Origin of the sequence: Maricaulis maris (assembly GCF_003634045.1) — a bacterium.
In the GTDB taxonomy this organism is placed as follows: domain Bacteria; phylum Pseudomonadota; class Alphaproteobacteria; order Caulobacterales; family Maricaulaceae; genus Maricaulis; species Maricaulis maris.
Window position 1 is genome coordinate 327,122 of record NZ_RBIM01000002.1, and the last position, 19,776, is coordinate 346,897.

Annotated in this window: 19 protein-coding genes and 2 tRNA genes; 5 read left to right on the plus strand and 16 right to left on the minus strand. The window is 61.9% G+C overall.

Features of this window, described 5'->3' with window-relative positions; translation table 11 throughout:
* Nucleotides 1-6 precede the first annotated feature (6 nt).
* The 7 genes from nuoF to C7435_RS04735 all read right to left on the minus strand — a co-directional run bounded on the left by nuoF (nucleotide 7) and on the right by C7435_RS04735 (nucleotide 5,494).
* Nucleotides 7-1,320 carry an NADH-quinone oxidoreductase subunit NuoF gene (nuoF, locus tag C7435_RS04705; protein WP_121210235.1) on the minus strand — a complete coding sequence of 438 codons (1,314 nt, stop codon included), beginning with the start codon at nucleotides 1,318-1,320 and terminating at the stop codon, nucleotides 7-9.
* A gap of 3 nt (nucleotides 1,321-1,323) precedes the next feature.
* The gene (nuoE, locus tag C7435_RS04710) at nucleotides 1,324-2,004 is read right to left on the minus strand and encodes an NADH-quinone oxidoreductase subunit NuoE (protein ID WP_121210236.1); all 681 of its coding nucleotides are present in this window, start codon (nucleotides 2,002-2,004) and stop codon (nucleotides 1,324-1,326) included.
* Nucleotides 2,001-3,209, minus strand: coding sequence for an NADH-quinone oxidoreductase subunit D (locus C7435_RS04715; RefSeq protein ID WP_198928888.1), 1,209 nt, complete (start codon nucleotides 3,207-3,209; stop codon nucleotides 2,001-2,003). The genes nuoE and C7435_RS04715 overlap by 4 nt, the downstream gene beginning before the upstream one ends.
* Before the next feature lie 2 nt (nucleotides 3,210-3,211).
* Nucleotides 3,212-3,829, minus strand: a complete 618-nt coding sequence (locus tag C7435_RS04720) for an NADH-quinone oxidoreductase subunit C (RefSeq protein WP_121210237.1) — start codon at nucleotides 3,827-3,829, stop codon at nucleotides 3,212-3,214.
* A gap of 13 nt (nucleotides 3,830-3,842) precedes the next feature.
* On the minus strand, nucleotides 3,843-4,409 hold the full coding sequence (locus C7435_RS04725; RefSeq protein ID WP_011643295.1) for a NuoB/complex I 20 kDa subunit family protein: 567 nt from the start codon (nucleotides 4,407-4,409) through the stop codon (nucleotides 3,843-3,845).
* A 7-nt stretch (nucleotides 4,410-4,416) separates the two neighbouring features.
* The gene (locus tag C7435_RS04730) at nucleotides 4,417-4,785 is read right to left on the minus strand and encodes an NADH-quinone oxidoreductase subunit A (protein ID WP_075190703.1); all 369 of its coding nucleotides are present in this window, start codon (nucleotides 4,783-4,785) and stop codon (nucleotides 4,417-4,419) included.
* Between the two features lie 259 nt (nucleotides 4,786-5,044).
* Complete coding sequence (locus tag C7435_RS04735) at nucleotides 5,045-5,494, minus strand: hypothetical protein (RefSeq protein WP_075190704.1); 450 nt, start codon at nucleotides 5,492-5,494, stop codon at nucleotides 5,045-5,047.
* Nucleotides 5,495-5,650: 156 nt separating this feature from the next.
* Here C7435_RS04735 and C7435_RS04740 point away from each other — a divergent pair, with 156 nt between their 5' ends.
* Both C7435_RS04740 and C7435_RS04745 read left to right on the plus strand, forming a co-directional pair.
* Nucleotides 5,651-6,394, plus strand: coding sequence for a DUF599 domain-containing protein (locus tag C7435_RS04740; RefSeq protein WP_075190705.1), 744 nt, complete (start codon nucleotides 5,651-5,653; stop codon nucleotides 6,392-6,394).
* A 95-nt stretch (nucleotides 6,395-6,489) separates the two neighbouring features.
* Nucleotides 6,490-8,043, plus strand: coding sequence for an AbgT family transporter (locus C7435_RS04745; protein WP_121210238.1), 1,554 nt, complete (start codon nucleotides 6,490-6,492; stop codon nucleotides 8,041-8,043).
* 21 nt (nucleotides 8,044-8,064) lie between these two features.
* On the opposite strand, the gene C7435_RS04750 is transcribed toward C7435_RS04745, so the two are convergent.
* Nucleotides 8,065-9,432, minus strand: a complete 1,368-nt coding sequence (locus tag C7435_RS04750) for a DEAD/DEAH box helicase (RefSeq protein ID WP_075190707.1) — start codon at nucleotides 9,430-9,432, stop codon at nucleotides 8,065-8,067.
* Between the two features lie 356 nt (nucleotides 9,433-9,788).
* Between C7435_RS04750 and C7435_RS04755 the strand changes: the two genes are divergently transcribed.
* Nucleotides 9,789-10,640, plus strand: coding sequence for a metal-dependent hydrolase (locus C7435_RS04755; protein WP_121210239.1), 852 nt, complete (start codon nucleotides 9,789-9,791; stop codon nucleotides 10,638-10,640).
* Between the two features lie 80 nt (nucleotides 10,641-10,720).
* Here C7435_RS04755 and C7435_RS04760 read toward each other — a convergent pair.
* The 4 genes from C7435_RS04760 to C7435_RS04775 form a co-directional block, all read right to left on the minus strand.
* Nucleotides 10,721-10,797: transfer RNA gene (locus C7435_RS04760), tRNA-Asp, on the minus strand.
* A 103-nt stretch (nucleotides 10,798-10,900) separates the two neighbouring features.
* A complete protein-coding gene (locus C7435_RS04765; RefSeq protein ID WP_121210240.1) occupies nucleotides 10,901-11,305 on the minus strand; it encodes a VOC family protein in 405 nt (134 codons plus the stop codon).
* Entirely contained in the window at nucleotides 11,302-11,646 is a 345-nt protein-coding gene (locus C7435_RS04770; protein WP_075190710.1) for an ArsR/SmtB family transcription factor, read from the minus strand. The genes C7435_RS04765 and C7435_RS04770 overlap by 4 nt, the downstream gene beginning before the upstream one ends.
* Nucleotides 11,647-11,702: 56 nt before the next feature.
* A complete protein-coding gene (locus C7435_RS04775; protein WP_121210241.1) occupies nucleotides 11,703-12,992 on the minus strand; it encodes an adenosylmethionine--8-amino-7-oxononanoate transaminase in 1,290 nt (429 codons plus the stop codon).
* A gap of 43 nt (nucleotides 12,993-13,035) precedes the next feature.
* Between C7435_RS04775 and bioF the strand changes: the two genes are divergently transcribed.
* Nucleotides 13,036-14,214 carry an 8-amino-7-oxononanoate synthase gene (bioF, locus tag C7435_RS04780; RefSeq protein ID WP_121210242.1) on the plus strand — a complete coding sequence of 393 codons (1,179 nt, stop codon included), beginning with the start codon at nucleotides 13,036-13,038 and terminating at the stop codon, nucleotides 14,212-14,214.
* A complete protein-coding gene (gene bioD, locus C7435_RS04785) occupies nucleotides 14,214-14,879 on the plus strand; it encodes a dethiobiotin synthase (RefSeq protein WP_075190713.1) in 666 nt (221 codons plus the stop codon). The genes bioF and bioD overlap by 1 nt, the downstream gene beginning before the upstream one ends.
* 55 nt (nucleotides 14,880-14,934) lie before the next feature.
* Here bioD and C7435_RS04790 read toward each other — a convergent pair.
* The 4 genes from C7435_RS04790 to lon form a co-directional block, all read right to left on the minus strand.
* A tRNA-Val gene (locus tag C7435_RS04790) sits at nucleotides 14,935-15,010 on the minus strand.
* Between the two features lie 70 nt (nucleotides 15,011-15,080).
* A complete protein-coding gene (locus tag C7435_RS04795; RefSeq protein ID WP_158025621.1) occupies nucleotides 15,081-15,722 on the minus strand; it encodes a TetR/AcrR family transcriptional regulator in 642 nt (213 codons plus the stop codon).
* 125 nt (nucleotides 15,723-15,847) lie between these two features.
* Nucleotides 15,848-17,002, minus strand: coding sequence for a prephenate dehydratase (pheA, locus tag C7435_RS04800; protein ID WP_170150336.1), 1,155 nt, complete (start codon nucleotides 17,000-17,002; stop codon nucleotides 15,848-15,850).
* Between the two features lie 280 nt (nucleotides 17,003-17,282).
* On the minus strand, nucleotides 17,283-19,688 hold the full coding sequence (gene lon, locus C7435_RS04805; RefSeq protein ID WP_121210245.1) for an endopeptidase La: 2,406 nt from the start codon (nucleotides 19,686-19,688) through the stop codon (nucleotides 17,283-17,285).
* Nucleotides 19,689-19,776 lie beyond the last annotated feature (88 nt).

A 19,776-nucleotide genomic window follows, 5' to 3' on the forward strand; every position in this document is an offset into this window, starting at 1 on the left:
ATGCCCCTACTCGGCCGCGACCTGGCTGACAAAGACAGGCTTGCCAGCGCGGTAATTGTTGATGCGGTCCTCGATCTCGGACCGGAAATGGCGGATCAGGCCCTGGACCGGCCAGGCGGCCGCGTCACCCAGGGCGCAGATCGTGTGACCTTCGACCTGACCGGCGACGTCCAGCAGCATGTCGATCTCTTCAATCGTCGACTCCCCGGCCGCCATGCGGGTCAAGACGCGCCACATCCAGCCGGTGCCTTCGCGGCACGGCGTGCACTGGCCGCAGCTTTCATGGCGGTAGAAATAGGAGATTCGGGCGATCGCCTTCACCACGTCGGTGGACTTGTCCATGACGATGACGGCGGCGGTGCCCAGCCCCGATTTGTGCGCGGAAAGCGCGTCGAAATCCATCAGCACGTCGTCGCAAATGTCTTTCGGCAGGAGCGAGACCGAGGAGCCGCCGGGAATGACGGCTTTCAGATTATCCCAGCCACCGCGCACACCGCCGGCATGCGTCTCGATGAGGGTCTTCATCGGGATCGACATGGCTTCTTCGACATTGCACGGATTGTTCACATGGCCGGAGATCGAGAAGATCTTGGTGCCGACATTGCGCTCGCGACCGAAGCTGGCGAACCAGTCGGCGCCGCGGCGCAAAATGGTGCCGGCAACGGCGATCGATTCGACATTATTGACCGTGGTCGGGCAGCCATAGAGGCCGGCATTGGCCGGGAATGGCGGCTTGAGGCGCGGTTGCCCCTTCTTGCCTTCCAGGCTTTCCAGCAGGGCCGTCTCTTCGCCGCAGATATAGGCGCCGGCGCCGTGATGGATATAGACGTGGAAGGGCCAGCCATGAATATTGTCATCGCCGATCAGCTTGGCCTCATAGGCCTCCTTGACGGCTTTCTCCATGGCCAGGCGCTCGGTGACATATTCACCGCGCAGATAGATGTAGCAGGCATGGGCCTGCATCGAGAATGAGGCGATCAGGCAGCCTTCGATGAGAAGGTGCGGATCATGCCGCATGATCTCGCGGTCCTTGCAGGTGCCCGGCTCGGATTCGTCGGCATTGACGACGAGATAATGCGGGCGGGCGCCCACTTCCTTGGGCATGAAGGACCATTTCAGACCGGTCGGGAAACCGGCGCCACCACGGCCGCGCAGGCCGGAGGCTTTCATCTGGTCGATGATCCAGTCACGACCCTGTTCGAGGATTTCCTTGGTCCCGTTCCAGCAGCCGCGCTGCTTGGCACCGTCCAGCCCGGCATCATGATGCCCGAACAGGTTGGTGAAGATACGGTCTTTGTCCTGGAGGAGTTGCGTCGCCATGGGTTAGCCCTCCGCCTTGCTGGTTTCAGGCTTGGCCGTATTCGGCAGCTTGATTTTCTTTGCGCGAGAGCCGTCATAAAGCGACGGATCCGTCAGCACCTTGGTGCCGTGCGGCTCGGAAGCATTGCGATCCGATTGCGGGCCGTACTTGACCGTCTTGCCGGCCGCCAGATCGTCCATCAGGGCTTCCAGCTTGGCGCCGTCCAGATCCTCAATGTAATGGTCGCCATCGGGGTTGGCGAGCTGGATCATCGGGGCATTGGCGCAGGCGCCCATGCACTCGACCTCGACCCAGGTGAACTTGCCGTCGGCGGAAATCTCGTGCGGCTTGCCGATGCGCTTCTTGCACACATCAATCAGCTCGTCCGAACCGCGCAGCATGCAGGGCGTGGTGCCGCAGACCTGGATCAGGTGCGTCCCGACCGGCTCGAGATTGAACATGGTGTAGAAGGTCGCGACTTCGTAGACGCGGATATAGGGCATTTCCAGCCGGTTCGCGATCTCGCGAATGGCGGGTTCGGACACCCAGCCTTCCTGCTTTTGCGCGATCCACAGCATGGGAATGACCGCCGAGGCCTTCTTGGCTTCGGGATATTTGGCCAGCCAGAACTTGATCTCGGCTTCGCTCTTCTTGTTGAAGGCAAAGCTTTCCGGCTGCTCTTTTGCGAGACGACGAACGCTCATCGGTCGATCTCCCCGAACACGACATCCAGCGAGCCGATGATCGCGGACACGTCGGCCAGCATGTGGCCCTTGCTCATGTAATCCATCGCCGCGAGGTGGGCGAAGCCCGGTGCGCGGATCTTCAGGCGGTAAGGCTTGTTCGAGCCATCCGAGACCAGATAGACGCCAAATTCGCCCTTGGGCGCCTCGACGGCAACATAGACCTCGCCCTCTTCCACCCGCACACCCTCGGTGTACAGTTTGAAGTGCTGGATCAGCGCTTCCATCGAGCGCTTCATCTCGGCCCGGCGCGGCGGCGAGAATTTCGAGTCGGTGGCCAGCACCTCGCCCGCATTCTCGTCCTTCATGAGCCAGTCGCAGCACTGGATCATGATTTTCACGCTCTCGCGCATCTCTTCCATGCGGCAGAGGTAACGATCATAGCAGTCGCCATTCTTGCCGACCGGAATGTCGAATTTCAGCTCGTCATAGACCGAATAGGGCTGCGAGCGGCGCAGGTCCCAAGCCAGGCCCGAACCGCGCACCATGACACCGGAGAAGCCCCAGGCCAGCACGTCTTCCTTGGTCACAACGCCGATATCGACATTGCGCTGTTTGAAGATGCGGTTTTCGGTCAGAAGGCTGTCGATATCGTCCAGCTTGGCCGGGAATTGGTCACACCAGGCGCGAATGTCCTCGACCAGCTTCATCGGCAAGTCCTGATGGACCCCGCCCGGCCGGAAATAATGGGCATGCATGCGCGAACCGGAAGCGCGCTCATAGAACACCATCAGCTTTTCGCGCTCTTCAAAACCCCAGAGCGGCGGCGTCAGCGCGCCAACATCCATGGCCTGCGTGGTCACGTTCAAGAGGTGGTTCAGCACCCGGCCGATCTCGCAATAGAGCACGCGGACATATTCGCCGCGCTTGGGCACGGTAATGCCGGCCAGCTTTTCAGCGGCCATGCAGAAGGCGTGCTCCTGGTTCATCGGCGCGACATAGTCGAGACGGTCGAAATAGCCGATGCCCTGGAGATAGGTCTTGTGCTCGAGCAGTTTCTCGGTGCCACGGTGCAGAAGGCCGATATGCGGATCAACGCGCTCGACAACCTCGCCATCCAGCTCCAGCACCAGGCGCAGCACGCCGTGCGCAGCCGGGTGCTGCGGGCCGAAATTGATCGTGAAATTGCGTTCGGACTTGCCGGTTTCGATCATGTCATCAGCCATGCTCAGCCACCCTTCTGGCCGTCTTGGGCCTTCTCATCACCCGGGATGATGTATTTGGCACCTTCCCACGGGCTCATGAAATCAAAGTCGCGATATTCCTGGACCAGCTCGACCGGCTCGTAGACGACCCGTTTTTGCTCTTCATCCCAGCGCACTTCGACATAACCGGTGAGCGGGAAGTCCTTGCGCAGCGGATGGCCCTCAAAGCCGTAATCGGTCAGCAGGCGGCGCAGGTCCGGATGGTCGGCGAAGACGATGCCATACATGTCAAAGGCTTCGCGCTCGAACCAGTCGGCCACCGGATAGACCGGGATAACGGTCGGGACCGGGGTTTCCTCATCCGTCGACAGTTTCACGCGGATGCGGTGATTCTGGTGCATCGAGAGCAGGTGATAGACGACCTCGAAGCGCTCGGCGCGCTGCGGATAGTCGACCCCGCAAATGTCGATCAGCGTCGTGAACCGGCAGGCCGGATCATCACGCAGCCAGGTCAGCACGCTTTCGATCCGGTCACGATGGATCTCGACCGTCAACTCACCATTGGCGATCGACCAACCGGTGACGGCGGCATCCTGGGCGTTGGCAACGTGCTCGCCGAGAAGTTTGAGGGCTTCGCTCATTTCCCGCTCTCTCCTAGCGCTCGATCGAGCCTTCGCGGCGGATCTTCTTTTGCAATTGCAAAATGCCATAAACCAGGGCTTCCGCGGTCGGCGGGCAGCCCGGTACATAGATATCCACCGGAACGATCCGGTCGCAGCCACGCACGACCGAGTATGAGTAGTGATAATAGCCGCCGCCATTGGCGCACGAGCCCATCGAGATGACGTAACGCGGCTCGGGCATCTGGTCGTAGACCTTGCGCAGGGCCGGCGCCATCTTGTTGGTCAATGTACCGGCGACAATCATCACGTCCGACTGGCGCGGGGAGGCGCGCGGCGCAAAGCCGAAGCGCTCGACGTCATAACGCGGCATCGAGGCCTGCATCATTTCCACGGCGCAGCAGGCCAGACCAAAGGTCATCCACATCAGCGAGCCGGTACGGGCCCAGGTGACGAGATCATCGGCGGCCGCAACCACGAAACCCTTGTCGGCCAGCGCATCGCTGACGCCGTCAAAGAACGGGTCGTGCTTTTTCGGGTCATAGCCGGGAACGGTCGCGCGTCCGGCCATGCCGGCATGAGGTGTCAGATCAGATGCCATTTTTGGACTACTCCCAATCCAGCGCGCCTTTTCTCAGCTCGTAAACGAAGCCGATGGTCAGAACGGTGAGGAAGACCATCATCGACCAGAATTCGAACGGGCCGAGATGCTCGCGAAGGGTCACCGCCCAGGGAAAGAGGAAGGCGACCTCGAGATCGAAGATGATGAAGAGAATGGCGACGAGGTAGAATCGCACATCGAACTTCATCCGGGCGTCGTCAAAGGCGTTGAACCCGCACTCATAGGTCGACACTTTTTCCGGATCAGGCCGCGACGGCGCGATCACGAAAGCGGCGACCATGAACCCGATCCCGATCGCCGCAGCGATCGCGAAAAAGATCAGGATGGGCAGGTATTCCAGAAGCAATGCGTCCATCGCCAAGCCTCGCCTTGAAGAGCGTCCGGTAGGGTATGGGAGACCGCGGATTGGCTGGCAAGACACGCTTCAAGCGAATCGCCAACGCCAATCAGGCCCCCTGCCCGATTTGGCGCGGAAGCTAGAGCGCGTGGACGCTCGGAGCAAGGGCTAAAGACCGCCTGACATCAGTTGCCTGCGTCAGGGTCGACGGATAGGGAAGCCTAGATGAGAATGATTTTCAACTACTCATTTCAGTCATTGCGTGACGACATCGCCCTCACCGCCTCAGACCGAGCACGGATTGCCAGAAGGCCGGCTTGAAGAAGGGCGATCCGAAGGTGAACGCCCGATCGGGAAAGACGTGCCAGGGCTTGTACCCCCAGCCATCGACCAGGGCGCGGGCATCGGCACCAAACCCCTCGGCATGCGCCGCAGCGATCGCAGCCCGGCGCGAACACCAGGTCGATCGCGCCGCCCGGAACCGCGCCAGCGCTTCGCCGGTCAGGCCCTTGGCCACCCGGACAGAATGCCGCAGCGCCCGAAACTCGCGATGACGGGCCACACTGTCGAAACACAACAGGCTTGCCCCACCGAGACAGACCAGCCCCCACCACAACTGCGCATGCACCAGTGACAACAGCGCACAGCACACTGCCAACACCAGCGGTGGCCAGGTCGCGCGCAGAAACCAGATATGACGGGCCGGATCGGTGGTTTGTGTCTGCATGCGTCAGGTTTCACCTGTTCAGACCGACAATACCAGCGGGACTGAACCGGGGCCTGTCCCCTGCCAGGTCGCCGGATCGCGGCCACAGCGACGCTTTCAGCTTGAAGTCCGCGCTCACCCATGGCTGCATGCCGCCAAAGGGCGAAAGGGCAGGCCATGCTGGAAAACTATTACGGAGTCATCGGTTTCGCGGTGATCGCGCTCGGTTTTTCCTGGCTGGTCGACCACAGCCCGCTGGCCAAACACACCCTGTCGCGGCGGATGGATGAACATCGCAAGCAATGGATGATGAACATGGCCGCCCGCTCGGTCCGCATCATGGACAGCCAGATCATCGCCGGGCTGCAGAACGGCATCGCCTTCTTTGCCTCAACGGCGCTTCTGGGGATCGGCGCCGGTTTCACGCTGATCACGGCCCTCGACCCGGTCATGTCGGCGGTCGGCGATGTGCCCTTCCTCGACACCACCTCCCGTATCCAGTGGGAAGTCATGTCACTGGGCCTTTTGGTGATCTACGCCTATGCCTTCTTCAAATTCGGCTGGGCCTACCGGCTGGTGAATTATTCCGCCATGCTGCTCGGCGCGACACCGGACGTGCCGCGCGACCAAGACACCACGGCCGAGGCCCTGCGCGGCGCCTACCGGGCCGGCGCCATGAATGTGGTCGCCGGACGACAATTCAACCGCGGCTTGCGGGCCCTCTTCCTGTCGATCGGCTATCTGGCCTGGATCGCGGGACCAATGGCTCAGATTGGCGGCACCCTGCTGGTCGCCGGCCTGCTCATTTCACGGCAGTTTTTCTCACCGGCCCTGGCTGCACTCGCCGCCGGTGATGACGCCATGGGCGAGGTTTCGATACCGTCTGCCAACGCCCCGGAAACCGGCCAAGAGGCCGTGTGATCACGCATAACTCCCGTCACATGCTGCGTTGAGGATTGCCGCGCGACATCAAATGCGTCCAAACTCGCCTTGCTTTATCACGGGGGAGAGACACCATGAGCATCGGATCAGCCATTCTCAATTCGGTCGAGAAGGCGGGCAATAAACTGCCCGACCCGGTGACGATCTTTCTGGTCCTGATCGGCGTGGTCATGCTGGCCTCGCTTGGCCTGTCGGCCCTCGGTACCGGTGTCGAGAATCCGGTGACCGGGGAATCGATCTCGGTGATCAACCTTCTAACCGGAAGCCAGCTGCAGACCCTGCTGGTTGGCATGCCGGCCGTGCTGACCGGCTTCGCCCCACTCGGCATGGTCCTGGTCGTGATGATCGGCGCCGGCATCGCCGAGAAAACCGGCCTGCTTTCGGCCGGCATGCGGGTGATGGTCTCCAGTGCGCCACGTTCCCTGCTCACGCCCGTTCTCGTCTTTGCCGGCGTAATGGGCAATCTGGCGGTTGATTCCGGCTATATCGTCATGGTGCCGCTGGGTGCCGTCGTTTTTGCTGCCGCCGGACGCCATCCGATTGCCGGTATCGCGGCGGTCTTCGCCGGTGTCTCGGCCGGTTTCTCGGCCAATCTGGTGGTGACCTCGCTCGAACCCCTCCTCTTTGGCATTACCCAGACCGCCGCCCAGACAATCGAACCCGGCTGGACGCTGAACAATCTGGACAATTATTACTTCACCTTCGCCCTCACGCCGCTGCTGGTGCTCGTCGGCACGCTGGTGAACAACTATGTGGTCGAACCTCGACTGGGCGAATGGCAGCGCCCTGCAGATTTCGCCGCCCCGGAAGGCGATGGCTCGCTCAGCGCCAATGAGCGCAAGGGGCTTGCCTGGGCCGGCCTCTCACTGCTCGTCATGACGGTGATCGTACTCTTCCTGACCGTGCCGGCCGGCGGGATCCTGCGCGACGCCAATGGCGGGCTCGGGCCCTTCTTCCGGTCGATCGTCGCCATACTGATGATTGCCTTTCTGGTCTCGGGCACGCTTTACGGGATCGCGGTCGGCAATGTGAAGTCCGACAAGGACGTCGTGCAACTCGGCACGAAATCGATGGCCGACATGGGCGGCTACATCATCCTCGCCTTCGCCATGGCGCACTTCATCTTCCTGTTCGGTGCGTCGGAAATTGACACCGTGATCGCGATCTCGGGCGCTGAAGGCCTGCAAGCGCTGAACCTGCCGGCCCCGTTATTGATTGTGGGCATGGTGTTGCTGGTGGCCGTCCTGAACCTCTTCATGGGTTCGGCATCGGCGAAATGGGCGCTTCTGGCACCGGTCTTCGTGCCGATGCTGATGTTGCTGGGCATTTCACCGGAAGGCTCGACACTCGCTTACCGGATGGGGGACCAGGCGACCAATATCATCACGCCGCTGATGCCCTATCTGCCGCTGATCCTGATCTTCTGCCAGCGCTATGTGCCGGAATTCGGTCTCGGCAGCCTGATCGCGGTCATGCTGCCCTATTCCATGGCCATCCTGGTGTCGTCCCTGGCCATGATTTTCGTCTGGTTTGCCTTCGACCTACCGCTGGGGCCGGGCGATGCGAACTTTACCTATGAGGTGCCCGCCGCCGCCAGCGCCCCGGCCGAAGCCGGGACGGGCGGCTGACGCCTGATACCGGGCGCTGGATCAGGCCGGCGTGCGGGCGCCCGAACGGTTGCGACGACGCGGCCGTTTGGCACCGCCGCCGGACTGACCGCCACCGGGCTGGCCTGATCCACCACCACGATTGCCGCCACCCTGGCGTTGGCCATTACCCTGTCCCTGCGGCCGTGAGCCACCGGTAAAGGGCTTCTTGCGGGCCGGACGCTGTTGCTTCTTCTGCGAAGCCGCCGGCGTCGCCTTCTTGGCTTCGGCGAGAAACTTGTCCTCATCGCCCAGATAGACACGCTCGATATCGAGCCCGGTCAGGCGTTCGATATCGCGCAGATATTCGTACTCACCCGGTTCGCACATCGAGACCGCGACTCCGGACTTGCCGGCCCGTGCCGTCCGGCCGATCCGGTGGACATAGGCTTCGGGAATGTTGGGCAGGTCGTGATTGACGACGTGCGAGACATTGTCGACGTCGATGCCGCGGGCGGCGATGTCGGTCGCGACCAGGATTTTCACCGCCCCCGTCTTGAAACCATCGAGCGCCTTGATGCGCTGGGCCTGGGACTTGTTGCCATGGATGGCGGCCGATTTGAGGCCGTAATCGACCAGATGGCGGTTGATCTTGTCGGCACCGTGCTTGGTGCGCGAGAAGACAATGGCCCGCTCGACGGCACGATCCGACATCAGTTCGAGCAGGAGGTCCTTCTTGGACTCCTTCGGCAGCAGGACGACCGATTGTTCAATCCGCTCGATCGGGCGCGATTCCGGGGCGACGGAAACCTGTTTCGGATCATCCAGCATCTCGTGCGCCAGCGCCCGGATCGGCTTGGGCATGGTCGCTGAGAGGAATGCGGTCTGGCGCTTTTTCGGCAGGAAGCCGACAATCTTGCGGATCGCCGGGAAAAAGCCGAGATCGAGCATCTGGTCGGCTTCATCAAGGATCAGCGTCGAGGTCTGGTTCAGGCGAATGGCACCGGATTCCATCAGGTCGAGCAAACGGCCTGGCGTGGCCACCAGCACATCAACACCCTTGGACAGGGCCCGGATCTGCGGTCCCGGCTTCACACCGCCAACGACAAGCGTCGAGGTGACACGCATGTGACGACCATAGGCGCGGACATTCTCGAGGATCTGGGCGGACAGCTCGCGGGTCGGCGACAGAATCAGGGCGCTGCAGGTCTTCGGCTGCGTCCGAAGATTTTCGGTATGGAGCCGATTCAGGATCGGCAGGGTGAAGGCGGCGGTCTTGCCGGTACCCGTCTGGGCGATGCCGAGGACGTCACGTCCGTCGATCATCGCGGGAATCACTTCGCACTGGATCGGGGTCGGCGTTTCATAGCCTTCATCGGACAGGGCGCGGAGAATGGGCTCGGCCAGGCCGAGATCAGTAAACTGGGTCAAAAATCAATATCTTTCTTGGAAATCCTGCCGCGAAACATCGCTTGGCGGATCCTTGGGGTTTTGCGTTGCGGAAGCTTGCGTAGATCAGCTGCCAATTGACTGGCGCCGGACCTAGCACCGCGGTGGCAATGATCAATACGCGCCGGATCACCGACGGACTGTCTCGCCAACGCCTGCCGTTCGCAGCCACAGGGCTGCCTACACGCGGCAGGTCGTGAGGGCCATGTCCCATGTTTCGCCGGCCATGGCAAATCATTTCGCAAGCGCAGCATGGCCGTTTGATTGACATGGCCGGGAACTCACGCAGAATGTGAACGGTGTTCACCTGCTGGTGGTAACGTGATTGGAGACTTGCAATGGCCCGTACAGCAACGCCTGCCGACCTGGTCATCACCCCGCGCAATCGCCGGTTTGAGGACACGCCCGGACGGGTCCGTTGGTGGATGGGCGGCAACGCCTTTGCCACGGCCTGGCACAATGCCCTCTCCGTCACTTTCCCGGCCGGCGAAACCTTCTTCATCGAGAGCGTGCGTCGTTTCCAGAAGGACGTGCCGCCGGAACTGGCCGCACAGATCAAGGACTTCGCCCGTCAGGAGGCCTTCCACACCCGCGAGCACAACGCCTTCAACGCGCGTGTCATCGCCGACGGCTATGATGTCAGCCGTGCCCTCAAGACCGTCGAGGAGAGCCTGGCCCAGGCCCGCGAAGGCCATCCGGTCGCCCAGCTGAGCATCACGGTCTCGCTGGAGCATTTCACGGCCATCTTCGCCCACCTCGCCTTGAAAGACCGCACCCTCTACGCCGATACCGACCGCGAATCGCAGCGCATGTGGCTGTGGCATGCGATCGAGGAGATCGAGCACAAGAGTGTCGCCTTCGACACCTATGCCCATGTCATGCGTGAGGTGAAGCCGATCAAACGCTGGGCTATCCGCTGCGCGGTCTTTGCACGGGTCTCCCGCGACTTCATTGTCAAGCGCTGGCGGGAGAGTCTCGACCTGCTGGCCCAGGACGGTATCAAGGGCGTTCGCGCGCGCGCGCGTCTCGCCTGGTATCTGTGGGGACGACCAGGCATCCTGCGCCGTGTCCTGCCGGCCTGGCTGGCCTATTTCCAGCCTGGTTTTCACCCTTGGCAGATCGATGACCGCAATCTGATTGCTGACACCGAGACCCGTCTCGACCTCGCCGAGCCGGTCGCTGCGGAATAGGCGCATTGCGCAGGCCCCAAACGCAAACGGTCGCCCCGAAGGGCGACCGTTTTGTTTTGCGTCATTTCCATTGTGGGAAATGGCGCGAGTGACGGGACTCGAACCCGCGACCTCCGGCGTGACAGGCCGGCGCTCTAACCAACTGAGCTACACCCGCTTGAGGCGTCTCGCCGAAGCGAGGTGCGTTGTTTATGGGCAGAGCGCGGCCCGGTCAAGCGGGTTTCAGCACGCTTTGCAGACCGAATGCAGATCGAAGGCAGTCAGCGTTCCTGCGGCAGAAATTGTGAAACTTCCCCGCGCTCTTCAGTCCGGTGTTGGGTGTGAAATGCTTCCCACATCACGCCATCAGGGTCGGACGTCCAACTCTTCTCGGACTTGTGATAGCAGCAGGTTGTCACGCCTTCCGGGAGATAGGGCGCTTCCGCCGATTTCATGCGCTCAAAGACATCATGCAATTCGTCACTGCTGTCGGACTGCAGACCCGCATGACTGAAACCGACCGGCCCGTCACCGCTTTCGATCACGAAATTCATGCGCGGATCGTCCAACAGCCATTTGGCATAATCCTTACGAACCAGGGTCGGCTCACTGTCAAACAGCTTGGAATAAAAGCGGATAGACGCATCGAGATCGCGGACATTGAAACTGACATGCAGGCGTTTCATAAACAGGTCTCCTTGGTTTCGGTTGGGGCGCCCTGAGCGGCCACGCCCTTGCAACAATCGTCGAGAAGAAATCCGGCCAACGCTTCCAGTGCGGCAACGCAAGGCGAGTAGATCAATGATCGCCCACGCCGTTCGTACGTTACCAGTCCGGCGCGCGACAACTCCTTCAGATGGAAGGACAGCGTCGGTGCGGGCAGGCCCAATTTTTCGGCCATCAGGCCAGGCGTCAGCCCCCCCTCACCGTCACGCGGCGATGCCGAAGCAACGAGCAGACGGAACACATCCAGTCGGGCGGAATGGGCAAGCGCCGCGAGCGCGGCTATGGCGTCAGTCTTTTTCATAATTTCAATATAATGAAATTAAATGATTGTACAAGCTCAATTTCAAAATATTGAAATTAAAGGAAATGGCGGCGCGCCCAAGCCTCTGTCACGCGCAGCGCCGCCTCGATCAGCGCCTGCAAGTCCTCGGCACTGATCACGTAGGGCGGCATGAGATAGATGATATTGTTGAACGGTCGCACCCAGACACCGGCACCAACGAAGGCCGCCTTGAGCGTGTCCAACTCGGGCAGGCTCTGCATTTCGATGACGCCAATGGCGCCCTGCCAACGCACATCGAGCACGCCCGGCAAGTCGCGCGCCTGTGGCAGCAGCGCGGCGAACATGGCCTCAATGGCGTGCACCTGGGCCAGTCGCGGCTCTCGCTCAAACAGGTCGAGCGAGGCATTGGCCGCGGCGCATGCGGCGGGATTACCCATATAGGTCGGCCCGTGCATCAAGGCCTTGCCAGCATCGTCATCCCAGAAGGTTTCGAACAGCCGCGTCGAAGCAATCGCTGCAGCCAGCGGCAGGGTCCCGCCCGTCAAGGCCTTGGACACGGTCATGATGTCCGGCGTGACCCCGGCCTTCTCGGCGGCAAACATCGTCCCGAGTCGGCCAAAACCGGTCATGATCTCGTCGAAGATCAGCGGCAGGCCATGCTGGTCGCACAGGGCACGCAAGGCCTGCAGCGTTGCCGCGTCATGGAAACGCATACCGCCCGCGCCTTGCACCAAGGGTTCGACGATCACACCCGCCAGTGTCGCGCCCTGTTGGTCGAGAATGACCGACAGGCTGTCGAGCCGATCCGGATCGGTTGGCAGATCGGCGATCACCTGACGCGCAATCGCGCCGGCAAACAGGCTGTGCATGCCCTCTTCCGGATCACAGACCGACATCGTCGCCAGCGTGTCGCCATGATAGCCGCCGCGAAAGGCCAGGAATTTCGTTCGCCCGCGCTGACCGCGATTTATGAACGATTGCACCGCAATCTTCATCGCGATCTCGACCGAGACCGAACCTGATTCGCAAAAGAAGACGTGATTGAGATCACCCGGCGCCAGCGCCGCCAGACGGCGCGCCAAACGCTCGGCCGGTTCATGGGTCAGCCCGCCCAGCATCACATGGGGCACCGCGTCGAGTTGACGTTTGACCGCATCGATAATGTGCGGATGACAATAGCCGTGACACACCGTCCACCAGGACGAAACGCCATCAATCAGGGTCCGGCCATCCGCAAGCTCCAGCCGCACGCCGCTCGCTCCAACAACCGGAAGGGCCGGCGCTGTGGTCTTCATCTGGGCATAGGGCCGCCACACGGCATGGTCGCCGGGGTCAAAGCCGCGCTTGTCTGCATCCTGGGTCATGTGGAGGCTTTAGCAGGCTACAATTCTGTGCGACAGGCTTTGCATGACCACCTCGACCGCTTCCCTGCAGCGTTTTGCCGACCACAAACTCGCCGGACTGGACCGCCACAATCTGCGCCGCGTCACGCATGAGACCCGGCCGATGGGCGGCGCCATCGTCGAGCGCGACGGGCGGCGCATCGTCAATGCCTGCTCCAACGACTATCTCGGCCTCAGCCAGGACCCGGCTGTCATCGAAGCCGCCGCCGCGGCCACCCGAACCTTCGGGGCCGGTGCCGGGGCATCACGTCTGGTGACCGGTGGTCATCCGCTATTGTTCGAGCTGGAACGGCGGCTGGCGGCTTTCAAGGGCAGCGAGGACTGCCTCCTGTTCGGTTCCGGCTATCTCGCCAATCTGGCCATCACCCCGGCGCTGGCCGGCGCGGGCGATCTCGTCCTGGTCGATGCCCTGGCCCATGCCTGCCTGCATGCCGGTGCCCGTCTGTCCGGTGCCCGGGTCGAGATTTTCGCGCACAATGACATGGATGATCTGGACGCCCGCCTCACCGCCCTGCGTGGCGATCACCGCCACGCCATGATCCTCACTGATGGCGTGTTCTCGATGGACGGCGACCTGGCGCCCCTGCCCGAACTACTCTCCCTGGCCGATCAGCACGACGCCTGGACGCTGGTCGATGACGCGCACGGGATCGGCGTGATCGGCGATGGTCGTGGCAGCTCGCATTGCTTCACTCCGCCGGTCACGCCGCCACTGCAGATGGGGACGCTGTCGAAGGCGCTGGGCAGTTATGGCGGCTATCTGTGTGCCTCGCGGGCGGTTTGTGACCTGCTGCGCACCCGGGCCCGACCACTGGTTTTCACAACCGCCCTGCCGCCGGCCTGCGCCGCCGCGGCTCTCGCGGCGCTAGACCGGATCGAATCCGATGCGGGTCTACGAGACCGTCCGATGACACTGGCCCGGCGGTTTTGCCGACGGCTCGGCCTGCCAGAACCCCACTCCCCCATCGTCCCGATTGTGATGGGCAGCGAAGGCGCAGCGCTGGCCGCGTCGAAATCCCTGGAGGCGAGTAGCTTCCTGGTCACCGCGATCCGGCCGCCGACTGTGCCCCGCGGCACGGCGCGGCTGCGCATCACCTTCAATGCTGCCCATACCGACACAGATATCGACCAGCTTGCACAAGCCCTTGCAGCGATCCTGGAAACAACCCAAGCTGCCGAGTAATGCGACCACTTTTCTTCACCGGCACCGGCACCGATATCGGCAAGACGCATGTGCTGTGCTCCCTCATCCGCGCCTGGCGCGATCAGGGGCGGACAATGCGCGTCCTCAAACCGGTCATTTCCGGGTTCGACCAATCCGCACTCAACGAGACCGACACGATCCGGCTGATGCGGGCCAATGGCGACGCATTGACCGGAGACGGCGTTCAAGCAGTCTCGCCCTGGCGTTTCAAGGCCCCGCTATCACCGGACCTGGCCGCCCGCAAGGAACGCCGAGAACTCCCGCTCGACAGGATTGTCAGCTGGTGCCTCGACCATATCGACCGCGAGATGCCGACAGTGATCGAGGGGGCCGGCGGGGTGATGTCGCCGATCGCGTCAGACGGCCTCAATCTCGACCTGATCCGCGAACTTGATGCCCGCCCGGTCCTGGTCGCCGGAACGTATCTCGGCACGATTTCGCACACTCTGAGCGCCCTCAGAGTGCTCGACGGGCATTGCACGGTGATCCTCAATGACCACCCGCACAGCGACACACCGGTCACGGAAACCGCCCGCACCATCACCCGCTTCGCCTCGCGCGCCGATGTCCGTGTCTTTAATCCGGACGCGCCCGGCGGTCTGCTCGACCTGTTCGAAAGCGCGACGGACACCGTTCTCGATTAAGACAAGCCGGGTGGCTCCAAACCGAAAAACACGATTGGTCGTGTACCTACGGATATGGTGGGCGGTGAGGGGCTCGAACCCCCGACCCTCTCGGTGTAAACGAGATGCTCTCCCAGCTGAGCTAACCGCCCGGATATCGGTGCCCGGCTGGCGGGCAGGTGGCGCTTGTAATGCCTACCGCCCCAAAGACGCAAGCCCGTCTCAACGACGCGCTGCAGCATCCCGGATAAATGCGCCCACGATCATTTCGATCTGTGCCATCGCCGTCGCCACCGGGTCGGCATAGCGGGCATTGGGCAGGACGATAACGATGATGCCGTGCACGGCAGCCCAGATGGCCCGGGCAGCGGTCTCCCGAGCCTCCAACCCGTCCAGTCCCGGCGCCGGTTCCAGCACATCGGTGATGATATGGAAAAGCTCGTCTTCATGCTGCGTGTAATAGCGCGGCGCCTCGCCCGAATTGCGGCGATTGAAGGTCAGCAGGGCTCTCCAGCGGGCATCATTGTTGATGATGAAATCAAGATAGGCGCGGGCCAGAACCATCAGACGCCCGTGCACATCGCCAGCGTCCAGTCCTGCATTGGCCAGCGCGGCCTGATGATGCAGGGCGACATCACGATAGGTCAGCACATTCAGCTCGCGCACCAGGTCATCAATGTCGCCGAACAGCTTGTAGATCGAGCCCACGCTCAGGCCGGCCCGCTCCGCAATCGTTCGGGCCTTCATGCCCTTCAGTCCCTGCTCGGCGAGCAGTGCGCCGGCAGCCGCCAACGCCTCCCCTCGGGCTTCCGGAGCGAGTGCGGGACGACCGCGCGGCCGGGACTGATCCTGAACATCTGTCATGCGGTTCTGATACTCCCGACCGCGCCGTCGAACAACGTTCATTTTGTCGTTCCAACGAACAGTCATGTCACGGAGCGGCCGAACCGGAAGCGCCCGGTCAAACCCTTCCCGCCTCGCCATTCCACCTACTCGGCGGATGTCACCTTGTCGATCGCGTCCATGGCATAACAGCCGAGCAGTTTGATCTCGCGTGTGTGCTCCTCGAGCACCGCCATGGAATCCTTGATCTTGCGGTCCTCCAGATGGCCCTCGACATCCATGATGAACATTTCTTCCCAGGGATTGCCGGCAATCGGCCGCGATTCCAGCTTCACCAGATTGATGCCATTGTCGCGGAAACCCAGCAGGGCATCGACCAGCGAGCCCGGCGTATCGCGCGTGGTGAACATCATCGAGGTCTTGCACTCGACCTCACGGGTCGGGAGCTTTGACTTGCGCCCAATGACGATGAAACGGGTGATGTTCTGCTCATGGTCACCGACATTCCGTTCAAGGATGTCCATGCCGAACAGGCGGGCTGCATCCTCGCCGGCGACAGCAACGGCCGTGTCGTCGTCCTCGAGCAACCGCTCCAGGGCGCGCGTCGTGGAGGCGGCCATGTGGGTCTCCAACTCCGGATGGGACGCGATGTAACGGCGACATTGCGCCAGTGCCTGGGGATGCCCGAAGACCCGGCGCACACGCCCCTGCCCGCTCGCCCGCCCCACCAGGCAATGATCCACCCGCAGCAGGAACTCACCGATGATCTGGGTGTGGGAGTTGATCAGGATGTCATAGACCTCATTGATCGAGCCGGTGGTCGTGTTCTCGATCGGGATGACACCGTAATCGACCTCGGCATTCTCGACGGCCCGGAAGATCGACACGAAGTCACGTTTCGGCGACGGGATGACGGTCGCGTTGCGGCGCTGGAAGACTTTCTGGGCCGCGATATGACTGTAACTGCCCGGTCCGCCAAGATAAGCGACACTGGCTTCGTTGAGCTCGTCATTGCGCAGTGAGTCAAAATTTTCGCGCTGACGCCGGATCGAGCTTTCGAAGAGGGCATGAAACACCGTTTCGACAAGTTCGCTCGACAGACCGCGCTCTGCGCCCTGCTGGACGGCCGACCGCAACACTTCGCGCTCGCGTTCACGGTCGCGCACCGGGCTGCCGGTTTTCGCCTTGGCCTTGAGCATGTCCTCGACAAGGTCCGAGCGGCGGGCGATGGCATCGATCAATTGTTGATCGATCTCGCTGATGGCGGTGCGGATCTCGTCCCGCGTCATTTCCGTTGTCATGCTCGTCATCCCTTCAGACAAAAGAAAAGGGCCTCCCCGTGGGGGAGGCCCTGGTTACGCTGCGCTGATGCACATGCTAGCCGGCCACCGCCCCCAGATGGGTCGCGTTGGTAAAATAGGCCGCAAAGAAATACGTCGCGCTGTTCATGACGGCGACAGTGGCCGCCCCGGTGCGCACGGTCAATCCACTTTCTGCGCGAAATCAGATGATTTCTGCACAAAAATGGCCGGAGACATCGCCTCCGGCCAAGATTGTTTCAAATGAAACGATTTTCAGCGCCTAGTGCGCAATCGGCTGCCCGGCCGGGTCACCACCCTGCTGGGCGGCCATTGCGGCCAGGGCGGCCTCGTCTGCCTCCGTCCACTCGACCGGTTCAACCGGCTCGACCAGGGCTCGCATCAGCACTTCATCGGCGGTCTCGACCGCGATGATTTCCATGCCCTCTTTGACATTGTCCGGGATCTCGGCGAGGTCCTTTTCATTGTCTTTCGGGATGAGGACGGTCTTCACGCCACCGCGCAGGGCCGCAAGCAGTTTCTCCTTGAGGCCGCCAATCGGCAGGACACGGCCGCGCAGGGTGATCTCACCCGTCATGGCGATATCCTTGCGCACCGGAATACCGGTCAGCACCGAGACAATCGCGGTCATCATGCCGACGCCCGCCGACGGGCCGTCTTTCGGCGTGGCGCCCTCGGGCATGTGGACGTGAATGTCTGCGGCACGGAAAATCGTCGGCTTGATGCCCAGCGATGGCGCGCGCGACTGGACAAAGGAATTGGCCGCCGAGATCGACTCCTTCATCACATCGCGCAGATTGCCCGTGACCATCATCTTGCCGCGCCCCGGCATGCGGACAGCTTCGATCGTCAACAGGTCACCACCAACTTCCGTCCAGGCCAGGCCGGTGACAATACCGATCTGGTCATGATCCTCGGTTTCGCCAAAGCGGTGCTTCCGGACCCCCGCGAAATCACCGAGATTGGCCGACGTGATCGTGATCGCGCTGGCCGTGCCGCGCTCAATGCGAACGACGGACTTGCGGGCAAGATTGGCGATTTCACGTTCGAGACTGCGAACACCCGCTTCACGCGTGTAATAACGGATCAGATCACGAAGACCTTCCTCGCTCAGCGACCACTCACTGTCCTTGAGCGCATGATTTTTCATCTGCTTGGGGATGAGGTGGCGCTTGGCGATCTCGACCTTCTCGTCCTCTGTATAGCCAGCGATACGGATGATCTCCATCCGGTCGAGAAGCGGCTGCGGCAGGTTGAGCGTGTTGGCCGTGGTCACGAACATGATGTCCGACAGGTCGTAATCGACCTCCAGATAGTGATCGTTGAAATTGGCATTCTGTTCCGGATCGAGCACTTCCAGGAGGGCCGAAGCCGGGTCACCGCGGTAATCGGCGCCGAGCTTGTCGATCTCATCGAGCAGGAAGAGCGGATTGGACGAATTGACCTTTTTCATCGACTGGATGATGCGGCCGGGCATGGAACCGATATAGGTCCGGCGGTGACCGCGGATCTCGGCTTCGTCGCGAACGCCGCCGAGCGACATGCGCACGAAGTCGCGGCCGGTCGCCTTGGCAATCGAGCGACCAAGCGAGGTCTTGCCGACGCCGGGCGGGCCGACGAGGCACAGGATCGGGCCTTTCAGCTTCTTGGTGCGAGCCTGAACTGCGAGATGCTCAAGGATGCGCTCCTTGACCTTCTCGAGGCCGTAATGGTCCGTTTCCAGAATGTTTTCAGCGCGTTCCAGGTCATTCTTCAGACGCTTGCGCTTGCCCCACGGAACCGAAAGGATCCAGTCGAGATAATTGCGCACGACGGTGGCCTCGGCCGACATCGGGCTCATATTGCGTAGCTTCTTGAATTCGGCATCCGCCTTGGTGCGGGCTTCCTTGGAAAGCTTGGCCTCGGCCAGTTTCTCTTCCAGCTCGGCCAGCTCTTCACGGCTGTCATCGGTCTCGCCCAGCTCACGCTGGATCGCCTTCATCTGCTCGTTGAGATAATATTCGCGCTGGGTCTTTTCCATCTGGCGCTTCACGCGCGAACGGATTTTCTTCTCGACCTGAAGGACACCGATCTCGCCCTCCATCATGCCGAGAATGCGCTCCAGGCGGCGGGTCACGTCCGGCTCTTCGAGCAGCGACTGTTTCTCGTCGATCTTGACGGCGAGATGGGCGGCAATGGAGTCCGACAGCTTGCCCGGCTCGCGGATCTGCGACAGCGACGCCAGGGCTTCCGGCGGCACTTTCTTGTTCAGCTTCACGTAGTCATCGAACTTGGCCGACACCGTACGCATCAGCGCTTCCAGTTCGGAGACATCACCCGGATCCTCGTCGATCGGCGTGCATTCGGCCTCGTAGAAATCGGTCCGGGCCGTATAGCCGCCGATTTCGACGCGAACACCGCCTTCGACCAGCACCTTGACCGTGCCATCCGGCAATTTCAGCAATTGCAATACCGAAGCGATCACGCCGGTGGTGTGGATCGCGTCAGCGCTCGGCTCATCGTCGGACGCGGTGCGCTGGGTGGCCAGCAGGATTTGCTTGTCGGCCTTCATCACCTCTTCGAGCGCCTTGACCGATTTCTCGCGCCCGACAAAGAGCGGCACAATCATGTGCGGGAAAACGACAATGTCGCGCAGGGGTAGAAGGGGGAGTGTCTTCGTGGTGGACATGCTTGCTCCATGCGCGCTCAACCGGAGGAGCGCGTGCAGACCTTGATACAGATCGTGACTCTATTCGGAACCACCGGATGCACGCGCC

Bases quoted from the DNA above. Each gene is read 5' to 3' on its own strand.
- C7435_RS04775 (WP_121210241.1), bottom strand. From the start codon at position 12,992: ATGACCCAGGATGCAGACAAGCGCGGCTTTGACCCCGGCGACCATGCC.
- bioF (WP_121210242.1), top strand. From the start codon at position 13,036: ATGACCACCTCGACCGCTTCCCTGCAGCGTTTTGCCGACCACAAACTC.
- C7435_RS04725 (WP_011643295.1), bottom strand. From the start codon at position 4,409: ATGGCATCTGATCTGACACCTCATGCCGGCATGGCCGGACGCGCGACC.
- nuoE (WP_121210236.1), bottom strand. From the start codon at position 2,004: ATGAGCGTTCGTCGTCTCGCAAAAGAGCAGCCGGAAAGCTTTGCCTTC.
- C7435_RS04795 (WP_158025621.1), bottom strand. From the start codon at position 15,722: ATGACAGATGTTCAGGATCAGTCCCGGCCGCGCGGTCGTCCCGCACTC.
- bioD (WP_075190713.1), top strand. From the start codon at position 14,214: ATGCGACCACTTTTCTTCACCGGCACCGGCACCGATATCGGCAAGACG.
- C7435_RS04715 (WP_198928888.1), bottom strand. From the start codon at position 3,209: ATGGCTGATGACATGATCGAAACCGGCAAGTCCGAACGCAATTTCACG.
- C7435_RS04755 (WP_121210239.1), top strand. From the start codon at position 9,789: ATGGCCCGTACAGCAACGCCTGCCGACCTGGTCATCACCCCGCGCAAT.
- C7435_RS04740 (WP_075190705.1), top strand. From the start codon at position 5,651: ATGCTGGAAAACTATTACGGAGTCATCGGTTTCGCGGTGATCGCGCTC.
- C7435_RS04730 (WP_075190703.1), bottom strand. From the start codon at position 4,785: ATGGACGCATTGCTTCTGGAATACCTGCCCATCCTGATCTTTTTCGCG.
- C7435_RS04720 (WP_121210237.1), bottom strand. From the start codon at position 3,829: ATGAGCGAAGCCCTCAAACTTCTCGGCGAGCACGTTGCCAACGCCCAG.
- nuoF (WP_121210235.1), bottom strand. From the start codon at position 1,320: ATGGCGACGCAACTCCTCCAGGACAAAGACCGTATCTTCACCAACCTG.
- C7435_RS04735 (WP_075190704.1), bottom strand. From the start codon at position 5,494: ATGCAGACACAAACCACCGATCCGGCCCGTCATATCTGGTTTCTGCGC.
- C7435_RS04745 (WP_121210238.1), top strand. From the start codon at position 6,490: ATGAGCATCGGATCAGCCATTCTCAATTCGGTCGAGAAGGCGGGCAAT.
- C7435_RS04770 (WP_075190710.1), bottom strand. From the start codon at position 11,646: ATGAAAAAGACTGACGCCATAGCCGCGCTCGCGGCGCTTGCCCATTCC.
- lon (WP_121210245.1), bottom strand. From the start codon at position 19,688: ATGTCCACCACGAAGACACTCCCCCTTCTACCCCTGCGCGACATTGTC.
- C7435_RS04765 (WP_121210240.1), bottom strand. From the start codon at position 11,305: ATGAAACGCCTGCATGTCAGTTTCAATGTCCGCGATCTCGATGCGTCT.
- pheA (WP_170150336.1), bottom strand. From the start codon at position 17,002: ATGACAACGGAAATGACGCGGGACGAGATCCGCACCGCCATCAGCGAG.